Here is a 10,703-nt window from a genome sequence, read left to right as displayed (position 1 = left end):
GCAAGCTCCCATCTGTCCGCTCGACTTGCATGTATTAGGCACGCCGCCAGCGTTCGTCCTGAGCCAGGATCAAACTCTCCATATAAGAGTTGATATAGCTCGATTGTCTTTTCGAAAAAGACTAATGTTTTAAACGTTGACGTATGTTCGTTCAGTTTTCAAAGATCAATCTGTTCAGTTGCTATCTATTAAAGCAACTTTATTATAATATCATTCACAGCCTTCCGTGTCAACAAACTTTAAAAATTATTTTTAAGGTGTTTTGTGAAAGCTGTCCCTAAATAATAGCATTGTCCAGCTTTCAGGTCAACGGATTATTCGTGGTATTTTATTCCATTTATTTTTTCTTTAATTCTTAAATAGCCTTCTTTAATGACATGAGTTAATTGCATGACGGGAACATATAATTATTTAATTTCCTGATTAATAATAGTAATAATATAAGTATCACACTAAAGAAAATAAGATTCCAATAAGAGCTTATTTCTAAAATGTTCATCCTAACCATGATGATATGAAATACAAAATCCGCAAAAAATAATAATGTTAGCCATCTGAATCGGTAATATTTTGTTATAACTACAGTCAGCAGCAGTGCATAAATAATCCAGATTAGAACACTGAAAGCTACATGGTCCTGATAAGGAGACTCAAACCAGCCGATTTTATATTGATGAGATCCTGCGATAGCCGTTAAACCAAAAGAGACTCCTTGGAAGATTGTGGTGATAGCCATATACACAGTTATAAATTGAATGAAAAAAGATGGGTCTTCGACTTTATTCCTCCACCATTTTATAATAAATACAGCCGCAAACAATATCGCAGGAGTATACCAGGATCTCCACCAGTTATGTTCATAGATGCCAAGCCAAAGAAATAGCTCTTCTATTCCATAAATACAGGCTATTATCAAAATTATCCACTTAAAGCGGATTCTAAAAGCTGCTATCGTCATTAATACACTAGGAATAAAAAAAGCCTGTGAAATACTGGACCCAAAAACATCATTATACATGTGGTTAGAAAAGAAATTCGGATAATAGGAGTAAGCATCAAATAAAATTAAGACGATATATTCCATTAAGAAGGAAAGTCCCATGGCGAAGAAATAAACCGCCAGATTAAAACGAAAGGCTGTATTCTTATAAGTAATATAAATAAGACCGATGCTTATGAGCACTAAGCCAAGGAACCAAAGCAAATTTGACATTCTTTCACATCCAGTTTCGCTCGTTTCCATTATTTTGTTCATCTCGTAAAAACATATACTGCTCCACGGAACAAGAAAATAGTAAATAAACAAATGCCAATCTCTTTTATACTAAGGCTGTTTTCGCAAAGTTTGTTGCTATTTATATTATATTTATTGAGTTGATTAGAGCGGAAGGTGCGAGATCCTCGAAAATGCATTCGCATTTTCTTCGTGCGGTGTTTACTCAAGGTAGCCCATTCAACGTCCTTACGGGAGTAGTGGGACAAGTGAGACCCCACAGACGCGCAGCGTCTAGGAGGCTCACCGCCCGCACCGTGGTTCGCTGAGCATCCTCTCACTGCAATCAACGGACAACATTAATAAACGAAAAACAACAATTTATACGAAAAGAGCCTATACAAAAAATAAAAGGGCGATTTATTCGCCCTTTCAACTATTTAGAAAATATGCTGTTATTGTTAACGACTTGCAATTCTTTAGTCGTTTCTTGCATTTCACTTTTACAAATCGGACAAAGAGGTACCTGGCTGCTTTTGAAATTGTCCCTTACCCAGCAATTGCAGGCCTCAGATGTACACTCCCAAATTTTCACTTCTTCAACCTTGATTTCTTCCATGTTTTTTCTGCCAAATCCCATCGCCATTTAACGGCACCTCCCAAAGAGTAAGACCCTTACCCAAAATAAAAATCACTTGCTATATAAAGTGACGAACCACTGGCTCTATATAACAAGTGTTTATGGGCAATATTATATTCTTTAACTAAAATTAGTATAACATATTTAAAAGTTTCTGTCAAAAAGCTCTAACCTGCATCTGTAAACTTTGAAACACTGCAAAAAATCGTAAATACTATTAACCCAATCCGGGAAAAGTGTATAATGACAAGTACAGTAGCAATAGAAGGAGTGACGAACATGAACATTACAAGTTATTCTGTTGAGTACATACAGGATCCTACTGGCATTTTAACAGGTGACCGCTACGAATTCTTTTTAGATATTAATGTGGATGAAGAGGATGAATTATATTCAGAAAATGGCATTAAGCTAAGAGTTCTTTATTTTAAAAATGGAGAAGACGAGAGGATTCTTAATTATCATTTTGTCGAAGGCGGTTCTGGAACGATTTTGGATTTCGCTTTAGATGAAGATGAAGAAAAAACAGTTTCAGCTTTCTGCCGGGACAACCTTTCCAAGGCAGAGGAATAAGAGCAGGTCCCCCCTGCTCTTTTACTTTATTTAAATTCCCTTTCCCTCTTCAATAATGTGATACATTAAATGTGCTAAATGCTGTAAAGGTGTATAAGCCTCTTCCCTTCCCACATTATTTCCTTCATTAAAATCAAGATCATTCAGATAAAGAGCAGTGAATTGATAAAAATCTTTTAATTCAAAAGCAAAGCATGCACTTGGTTCTTCCGATTCCCCTTCATATTGAAGTACCATGTAAGATTCTTTACCTTCCTTGTCGACAGCATCAAAAATTATAAAATAGCCAACATTTGAGTTTAATTCAAATAAATGCCTTGTTCCACCTTCTGTAAATTGTTCAAAGTCATTTTCATTCAGCTTCTTAACAACCATCTCCTGAATATTGTCTTCCTTATGGAACTTCACTGTGAAATTTTTCATTCTTTCTCCCCCTTAATCCATACAATCCTAACATATAGCTATATTTATTAACATCATTTCAATCAGCACTCAAATGTATTCAATTTTGGGACTAATCGTTTAAACCCTTTTCATATATTATTGGTATTATCAATTTTTAATAAAGGAGGCTGCCTGATTGCTGACAAAAAAACAATTAGACGATATTCGTTCTCTTCAGCAAATATGCCAAGAGACAGAGAATATCGAATTAAAATTAAATTGGGATACTTTAAAATCGAGACCTGCAAATGAGAAGCATGACTATTTTCATTATGATAAAGGCGGAAAATTATTAGGGTACCTTGCTCTTTATAGTTTCGGAGGCCCGGTGGAATTATGCGGAATGGTCCATCCGGATCATAGACGCAAGGGCATCTTCTGCAGTCTGTTCGAGAAAGCAGTAAAACAATTGACCCAGATAAGCAAATTGCTTATTAATGCACCAGCCTCTTCTGAATCCGCGAAAGGTTTTATACAGTCATTGCCTAGCAGCTATTCTTTCTCCGAATATCAAATGAAGCGCCATAAAAGTGCGGAGATCGGAACAATAAACCAGGAAGTAACCCTGGAGAAAGCAGTGAGCAGTGACCTTGATTTCATTAATCATCTGGATACAGTTTGCTTTGATGTTCCAAAAGAAGAAGCAGCAGCGTTTAATAACAATATCTTTAGCTGCGAAAATGAAAAGACATTTATAATTGAATACAAAGGGGTAAAGTCCGGCAAAGTCAGGATTCAACTAGATGAAGATGCTGCCTGGATTTACGGATTTGCAGTCGATCCTCTATTCCAGGGAAAAGGAATCGGCAGGAGTGCCCTTACCTATGCTGTTAACCATCAGCACAGCAATGGAATAAACTGGGTACATCTTGAAGTGGCTGCAGAAAATGACCATGCTCTATCATTATACAAATCATGCGGCTTTGAATCATACGGCACACAGGATTATTATGAATTTGACCTTAATACACTTAAGCCTTAATGAACTTTTATTCCTTTGAATGGAAAAATACATGATTGAATATTAACTTATCTGTAACTTCCAGGATGCCGAACGAATAGTTCGGCATCCTGCGCTTGTCAGTGGGAGACCCGGGATTAAACAGGATAATTCCATTATGAAATTTCTTGACCGGGATATGCGAATGCCCGAAAATAATAGCATCTACTCCTACATTAATAAATGCCTCAATACTTCTTTTTTCAGTTGTTTTCCCCTTTCCATGCCCATGGACAACACCTATTTTAAAACCTTTTATTTCAAGCAATATTTTTTCCTTCAAAATAGCGCGAAGTTCAACATTGTCGGTATTTCCATATACCCCCTCAACCGGCGCAAGCTTCTTTAATTTCTCATAAAGTTCGATGCTCTGCCAATCCCCTGCATGAATAATTAAGTCACAGCCGTCCATTTCATTCAGCAATACTCCTGGCAGCTGTTTTGATTTCTTTGGCATATGGGTATCGGATAAAATGAGAATTCTAATCACTATCAGTCCTTTCTCCTTACTGTTGTACCTTATTTACCCCAAAATTAAAAGAGAGCCCCATTAAGGGACTCTCTTTTCAGTCATTATAACTTTGTTACATTTACAGCTTGCGGTCCACGCTGGCCCTGCTCTATGTCAAAGTTAACTTCCTGGCCTTCATCAAGGGTTTTGAAACCTTCTGTCTGGATTGCAGAGTAATGAACAAATACATCTTCTCCGCCTTCAGCTTCGATAAAACCAAAACCTTTTTCTGAGTTAAACCATTTTACTTTGCCTGTTGCCATGTAAATTTCCTCCTAATATCAATAACTCACAGAGTGATTTTATTACCCTGCATTTACTAATATGGGTAAAACCTTCAATTTTTATAATAAAAAATTCAAAAAGCAGCAAAAAAACTTTTTGTCGCATTTCAGGACGCCTTATCCCTTATTGCTATTGCTGCGTGGCTTACTGCTGCGTCTGTCACGGCCGCCCTTAAAATCTCTTCTATCACGGCCGCCGCCTTTGGATCTGTCGCTGAATCTTCTTCCTCCGCGATCACCTTTTGGTTTTCTGACACGGACAGGTTCTACCGCAGTTAATTTAACCGGTGTAGCATCAGGACCTTTAGTCAGCAATTTAAAGGCTGCAGCAAGCAACGTAACAGAATCTGTTTCTTCAAGAAGATTTTCCGCCACTCTCTTGAAGTCTGCGTGTTCTTCTTTTTCAATAACTTCCATAAGTTTAGTAATAGTCGCCTGCTGATTGCCAGCAACAACATCCTTAAAGGAAGGAACAGGCTGTTTCGCCATCTTGCTCTTTGTAACATTTTCAATTATTTTCAGGTGGTCAATCTCTCTAGGAGAAACGAATGTAACCGCAAGCCCCTTGTTTCCAGCACGGCCTGTACGTCCAATACGGTGAACATAGCTTTCAGGGTCCTGCGGGATATCGAAGTTATAGACATGGGAAACGCCTGAAATATCAAGACCCCGGGCTGCAACATCAGTCGCTACCATAATATCGATTGTCTGCTCTTTAAATCGGCGGATTACCTGATCTCTTTTCGCCTGTGGAATATCGCCATGAATTCCTTCAGCCGAATATCCTCTCTTAATGAGTCCTTCCACCACTTCATCTACACGTTTTTTGGTTCTGCCAAATACAATCGCCAGCTCAGGTGATTGTATATCCAGAAGATTACAAAGCACATCAAATTTTTGTTTTTCATGCACTTCCATGTAATACTGTTCAATATTTTTTACAGTCATTTCTTTTGCTTTTACTTTGACCATTTCAGGCTCCTGCATGAATTTTTCAGCAAGTGACTGAATTCTTCTTGGCATTGTTGCCGAGAAAAGCAAGGTTTGGCGCTCACCTTTAATCTCGCTTAGGATTCTTTCGATATCCTCGATGAATCCCATATTCAGCATTTCATCCGCTTCATCCAAAACAACCATCTTAATATTGCTTAAGCGAATTGTTTTTCTTTCGATATGATCAATTAATCTGCCTGGTGTAGCAGCAATAATATGCGGGTGTTTTTTAAGCGCACGGATTTGGCGGTTAATATCCTGGCCCCCGTATACAGGAAGTGTTCGGACACCTTTTACCTGTCCTATCCGGTTTAATTCTTCTGCCACCTGTACAGCAAGCTCACGAGTTGGCGCAAGGACAAGACCCTGAATACCTGCGTTTAAATCAATCTGCTCTAAAAGCGGTACACCGAAAGCAGTGGTTTTTCCAGTTCCAGTCTGCGCCTGGCCTATCATGTCCTTCCCTTGCATTCCGATCGGAATCGCCTGTGCCTGAATTGGTGTTGGTTCCTCGAAGCCCATGTTAGAAAGAGCTTTTACTATTTCATTACTTAAACCAAAATCTGAAAAAGTTGTCAAAATATGTGTTCCTCCTTGAATTATAAATATTATTAGGTTCTGTAAGACTTTTTTTGTATAAAGACGACAATGACACTTTACTAGGCTTTCCAGTTTGCATCTCTTTTTTACATTTCCGTTTGTACTAATTTTAAACTTTTTGTAAGTGAAGAATTTTAATTGGGTGAAATGAAAAATACATATCCTAAAAGCAGGTGTTGCAGAAGATCTGTTTTGAGGAATGCTGAAGGCTACAAAGTGGATAAGCAAACATAAAAAGGTGATGCATGATTAGACATGCATCACCTCATTAAGCAAAATTATGCTTTTGTTACGTTAGCAGCTTGAGGTCCACGGTTACCTTCAACGATTTCGAAGTTAACGTCTTGACCTTCTTCTAAAGTTTTGAAACCTTCAGTTTGGATAGCGGAGAAGTGTACGAATACATCTTGACCTTCTGAAGATTCGATGAATCCGAAACCTTTTTCTGCATTAAACCATTTAACTTTACCTGTGTTCATTTGTGTTGCCTCCCAATGAGTTGTTTTTCACTATAATGTACCATATAACTTAACATAAAAAAGCCGTAGCTACCAGAAATGAGGATGAACGATCGCCTACATTTCTTTGCAGCTACGTCTACTTATCCAAAAAGTATATTACGAACTTTACAGCGTTAACCTAATAATAAACGACACACATCTATAAGTCAATCCTTTTGGAGTCAATTTTTAATTCGGGATAAATTGACTACTTACGATTTTCTTATAAGATAGTGTTTTTTCCGCAGCATGAACGGTATGTTTCAAAAGCATGGAGATCGTAACAGGTCCTACTCCACCAGGTACAGGTGTAATAGCAAACGCTTTTTCGAAACAGCTGTCATACTCTGCATCTCCAATATTCCCTTCATTATATCCAGCATCAAGTACAATAGCCCCTTCTTTAATCCATTCACCCTTAACAAAGTTGGGTTTTCCTACAGCTGCAACTACAATATCAGCCTGTTTAACAATCATGGGCAGGTCTTTGGTATATGAATGGCAGGTTGTGACCGTTGCATTACGATTGAGTAAAAGGGCAGATACCGGCTTGCCAAGGATTGGGCTTCTACCGATAACAACAGCATGCATACCTTCAGCATTCAATTTATAATAATCCATAATTTCCATAATAGCCGCAGGTGTACAAGACGGATATTCACCAAAGCCGAAAGCAGTTTGACCATATCCTATACTTGTAACACCATCAACGTCTTTTTCAATTGCAATAGCTTCAAAAGCTTTGCGTTCATCTATATGTCCAGGTACGGGATGCTGGAGAAGGATGCCATGTACAGAAAGATCATTATTCAGTTCCGTAATTTTCTCCAGCAGTTCTTCTGTTGTTGTATCCTTTGGCATGTGAATACGTTCTGATAAGATGCCCAGTTTTTCACATGCATTCCCCTTCATTCTTACATACGTTTCAGACGAAGGATCATCCCCCACTAAAACAGTGGCTAAACAAGGCTCAACACCTTTTGCCTTTAATTCTTCTATTCGATTCTTTAATTGGTCTTTCAAATGTTTTGCCACAACAATTCCATCAAGAATAATCTTTTTTTCCGCCATGCATATTCCTCCTATAGGAAAAGCACCTATTCGGCTTGCGGGCTTTTCCATTTTGTTATGAAAAAAGAGACAAGGGTATCCCTTATCTCTGCCCAGACGACCGGCTATACATAGACGCAGCTCCCCAGCGGTTAATTCCGCATTGTCGTCAGTCACTGCGATTTTGAAAACTATTCTAATGAGTAGATAATATCACAAAAACACAAATAATCAAATCAAATTACACTAAAATGTTCGTGTTTTTGCAAAATAAATAAAAAAGGACAGCAAATACTGTCCTTATAAGTGATATATTTGAGTTAATTAATTATTACCTAAAACAATGAAAGCCCTGCCTCTCTTCCATCCTTACGGCTCCTAGACCGCGCCAGTGGGAATCAGGTCGGTCGGAAATCCTTTCCGACTGAGATGCTCTCTGAGATTTTAATATTAAATGGTAAGAAACTTACTGAAGTAAAAATACGGAGAAGTGTCTGGTTTACAGAAGATGATTAAGAAGAACATTCAGCGTTAAGCTGTCCACATAAATTTTTCTTAATTACAAACACATACTTACTCTTTCAAAATCCTAAAGAGCATAAAACATAATAAAAAGCCGCAGTTCCACCAAAAAGAAGTTCGGGTGCCGAACATCCCAAGTGAATTAACGACTTGAAAATATACCTCAAATACTTCAATCACTATAATATCTTATATGCTGTTATCTGTCAAGAAAAAATCTTGTCACCCGCTAATTAGCTTTCTCCTTTATACTCGGTAACATCAAAATAATCAGTTGTATCTTTATAGTTATTAAAGTCTATATCCAGATCATGAAAATACCGGTGCAGTTTGATTAATACTTCCTTTTCCTTCGTGCCGGACTGCACAGTTTCTGCCATGATTGTTATTGTACCGAGATCCTTCTGCAGATCCTCATTCTCTGCTGAAATTTTTTTTAGGGAATTTATGATTAGTTCAGCCTGTTTTCTTTGTTTTGGCCAGCTGACTTTACGGTCTCTTCCCCAGCCAAGTGTCTCATTATAAAAAATGTGATTGGAGGCAATGAAGTCTCCTAAATCTTCGTATAATAATCCCTGTGCGGGCTCTACCGCATTTGCCGAGGTCTTCTGCATCTTAGATTCATCTTTATTTAAAAAGACCAGCACACTGTAAGCCAGTGCAATGGCTATCACCATTCCGAGAATAGAAAGTGTCATGTTTAATTTTTTATTTTTCAGCAATTTGAAAGCCTCCATTTGATTTTGATTAATCTTGCGGAAGATAAATGGATTTATTGCCATTTTATTTTTACGGAAGATTTTCTACTTACTGCAAATGTTTTCCATGTTAATACATTCTATGTCTACTTCCCAATCCCCTTCAATCCAAATAAAAAAGCTTTTAACACAATGTGTCAAAAGCTAATGTTGATTATTCTAAGAGAGAAAAACCTCCATAAAATCAGTAATAAAAGGTTCCAGGTCAAGCTCCATAGCGATGTTATCAATTGTTTCCGGCGGTTCCTCTTCCGGCTTAGGCCTGAAATCCGCTATGCTTTTTCCTTTGGCCTTTCCAAACTGTTCAATTCTCACTCTTCGTTTAACATATTTAACAAGATCGGGGTTTGTTAAAACACTTAAAACAAGAACATCATGGAGAGGTGCACCCGGAATTCCCGGAACAAGCTTTTTGTAAGCTTCATAATAAAAATCATAAGCAGGTTTGATTAAATCTTTAAAAGGTGACTTGGTATTATTTACAATAAAATTAATCATCTCAGGCAGGATAATCGCTTTATTTGTTACATTCAAAGGAAATATATATATATTTTTTGCTTTTTCCAGCACTGAATCTGCTGCGATGGGGTCAGCATAAAAGTTGGCTTCGGCCTCTGGCGTTACATTGCCCGGAACCAGAAACGCACCGCCCATTAAATAAAATGCATTTACATCCTGATATGCATCCTTTCCATAAAGAATGAGCGGCAGGGCTAAATCAGTCTGCCTTCCAACACCAACGATGACAAGGTCATTTTTATATTGATTTACAATTTCAATAATTTTGTCTATATCATATACCTTTATTTTGCTGCTGAAATCCTCCGGAGGCTGAATGGGCCCAAGGCCTTCCTCCCCATGAATTTCAGGATAAAAGACAGCGGTCTCACCGGATAGGGGACCGCTTGCCCCTGCTATTATCGGTATGTCCTCCCTGCCGGCAAGGTTTAATAAATAGGCAGTATTATTAATGGATTCTTCTTTGGTTATATTGCCATAAGCGCTGACTACACCAACTAAATTAATCTCAGGATGCTGAAGGGCATACATTAGGGCGAATGAATCATCAACCCCAGAGTCAACAAACATAAGAACATTGTACATAACCCACCTCCGCTACCTATTTATAATAGGCTGTTTTCGCAAAGTTTGTTGCTATTTATATTATATTTACTGAGTTGATAGGAGCGGAAGGTACGAGATCCTCGAAAATGCATTCGCATTCTCTTCGTGCGGTGTTTACTCAAGGTAGCCCATCCAACGTCCTACGGGAGTAGCAGGACAGGTGAGACCCCACAGAGCGCAGCGTCGAGGAGGCTCACCGCCCGCCCCGTGGTTCGCTGAGCATCCTCTTGCTTCAATCAACGGACAACATTAATAAGCGAAAAACAACAATTTATACGAAAAGAGCCTTATAATATATTATGCCTGCGGAATGTCCCCTTTGTTTAAATTCCCATATAAAAAGAAAACTCTCCGTCCGGAGAGTTTCAGTTTGTAGACAAAAGGGGTTCGGAATAGTCTCATTCCGGACCTCTTTTTTGAATTTTATTGGCTTTGAAGCATTTTCAGATGATGATAGACCTCTCCGAGGTCATCTTCTAGGCCATTTCTG

Annotated in this window: 12 protein-coding genes, 1 rRNA gene and 1 riboswitch; of the genes, 2 read left to right on the top strand and 11 right to left on the bottom strand. The window is 38.2% G+C overall.

The genetic code is table 11. The features are described 5' to 3' along the window. From M3205_RS24260 to M3205_RS24250, 3 genes are all read right to left on the bottom strand, one after another. A 16S ribosomal RNA gene (locus M3205_RS24260) occupies positions 1-85 on the bottom strand; the annotation flags it as partial. A gap of 297 nt (positions 86-382) precedes the next feature. Next, positions 383-1,213, bottom strand: a complete 831-nt coding sequence (locus M3205_RS24255) for a hypothetical protein (RefSeq protein ID WP_251172220.1) — start codon at positions 1,211-1,213, stop codon at positions 383-385. Between the two features lie 436 nt (positions 1,214-1,649). Then, entirely contained in the window at positions 1,650-1,859 is a 210-nt protein-coding gene (locus M3205_RS24250; protein WP_095246131.1) for a cold-shock protein, read from the bottom strand. A 273-nt stretch (positions 1,860-2,132) separates the two neighbouring features. Here M3205_RS24250 and M3205_RS24245 point away from each other — a divergent pair, with 273 nt between their 5' ends. Further along, positions 2,133-2,426, top strand: coding sequence for a DUF6509 family protein (locus tag M3205_RS24245; RefSeq protein WP_251172219.1), 294 nt, complete (start codon positions 2,133-2,135; stop codon positions 2,424-2,426). 30 nt (positions 2,427-2,456) lie between these two features. On the opposite strand, the gene M3205_RS24240 is transcribed toward M3205_RS24245, so the two are convergent. Further along, a complete protein-coding gene (locus M3205_RS24240; protein WP_251172218.1) occupies positions 2,457-2,849 on the bottom strand; it encodes a cytosolic protein in 393 nt (130 codons plus the stop codon). A gap of 157 nt (positions 2,850-3,006) precedes the next feature. On the opposite strand from M3205_RS24240, the gene M3205_RS24235 reads away from it, so the two are divergent. Continuing rightward, positions 3,007-3,852, top strand: coding sequence for a GNAT family N-acetyltransferase (locus tag M3205_RS24235; RefSeq protein WP_251172217.1), 846 nt, complete (start codon positions 3,007-3,009; stop codon positions 3,850-3,852). A gap of 7 nt (positions 3,853-3,859) precedes the next feature. Here the strand turns inward: M3205_RS24235 and M3205_RS24230 are convergent, their stop codons facing one another. From M3205_RS24230 to M3205_RS24200, 7 genes are all read right to left on the bottom strand, one after another. Next, positions 3,860-4,357 carry a metallophosphoesterase family protein gene (locus M3205_RS24230; protein ID WP_251172221.1) on the bottom strand — a complete coding sequence of 166 codons (498 nt, stop codon included), beginning with the start codon at positions 4,355-4,357 and terminating at the stop codon, positions 3,860-3,862. 86 nt (positions 4,358-4,443) lie between these two features. Further along, positions 4,444-4,644, bottom strand: coding sequence for a cold-shock protein (locus tag M3205_RS24225; RefSeq protein WP_095246127.1), 201 nt, complete (start codon positions 4,642-4,644; stop codon positions 4,444-4,446). 138 nt (positions 4,645-4,782) lie between these two features. Continuing rightward, positions 4,783-6,237 (bottom strand): DEAD/DEAH box helicase, encoded by a 1,455-nt coding sequence (locus M3205_RS24220; RefSeq protein WP_251172216.1) that lies wholly within the window; start codon positions 6,235-6,237, stop codon positions 4,783-4,785. A gap of 299 nt (positions 6,238-6,536) precedes the next feature. Next, complete coding sequence (locus tag M3205_RS24215; RefSeq protein WP_076262882.1) at positions 6,537-6,737, bottom strand: cold-shock protein; 201 nt, start codon at positions 6,735-6,737, stop codon at positions 6,537-6,539. Between the two features lie 210 nt (positions 6,738-6,947). Then, complete coding sequence (locus M3205_RS24210) at positions 6,948-7,829, bottom strand: bifunctional 5,10-methylenetetrahydrofolate dehydrogenase/5,10-methenyltetrahydrofolate cyclohydrolase (RefSeq protein ID WP_251172215.1); 882 nt, start codon at positions 7,827-7,829, stop codon at positions 6,948-6,950. An 83-nt stretch (positions 7,830-7,912) separates the two neighbouring features. Next, a riboswitch (ZMP/ZTP riboswitch) is annotated at positions 7,913-7,995 on the bottom strand. 568 nt (positions 7,996-8,563) lie between these two features. Then, positions 8,564-9,052: a hypothetical protein gene (locus M3205_RS24205; protein ID WP_251172214.1), complete on the bottom strand. Its 489-nt coding sequence runs from the start codon at positions 9,050-9,052 to the stop codon at positions 8,564-8,566. 195 nt (positions 9,053-9,247) lie between these two features. Next, entirely contained in the window at positions 9,248-10,192 is a 945-nt protein-coding gene (locus M3205_RS24200; RefSeq protein ID WP_251172213.1) for a nucleoside hydrolase, read from the bottom strand. Positions 10,193-10,703 lie beyond the last annotated feature (511 nt).

It is taken from the genome of Cytobacillus firmus (genome assembly GCF_023715565.1).
Taxonomy (GTDB): Bacteria; Bacillota; Bacilli; order Bacillales; family Cytobacillaceae; genus Cytobacillus; species Cytobacillus firmus_C.
The sequence above is the reverse complement of the archived record's forward strand: the minus strand, read 5'-3'. Positions and strand labels throughout refer to the sequence as shown.

Excerpts from the sequence above, each read along its gene's own strand:
- M3205_RS24255 (WP_251172220.1), bottom strand. The coding sequence starts at position 1,213 with ATGTCAAATTTGCTTTGGTTCCTTGGCTTAGTGCTCATAAGCATCGGT.
- M3205_RS24250 (WP_095246131.1), bottom strand. The coding sequence starts at position 1,859 with ATGGCGATGGGATTTGGCAGAAAAAACATGGAAGAAATCAAGGTTGAA.
- M3205_RS24245 (WP_251172219.1), top strand. The coding sequence starts at position 2,133 with ATGAACATTACAAGTTATTCTGTTGAGTACATACAGGATCCTACTGGC.
- M3205_RS24240 (WP_251172218.1), bottom strand. The coding sequence starts at position 2,849 with ATGAAAAATTTCACAGTGAAGTTCCATAAGGAAGACAATATTCAGGAG.
- M3205_RS24225 (WP_095246127.1), bottom strand. The coding sequence starts at position 4,644 with ATGGCAACAGGCAAAGTAAAATGGTTTAACTCAGAAAAAGGTTTTGGT.
- M3205_RS24215 (WP_076262882.1), bottom strand. The coding sequence starts at position 6,737 with ATGAACACAGGTAAAGTTAAATGGTTTAATGCAGAAAAAGGTTTCGGA.
- M3205_RS24210 (WP_251172215.1), bottom strand. The coding sequence starts at position 7,829 with ATGGCGGAAAAAAAGATTATTCTTGATGGAATTGTTGTGGCAAAACAT.
- M3205_RS24200 (WP_251172213.1), bottom strand. The coding sequence starts at position 10,192 with ATGTACAATGTTCTTATGTTTGTTGACTCTGGGGTTGATGATTCATTC.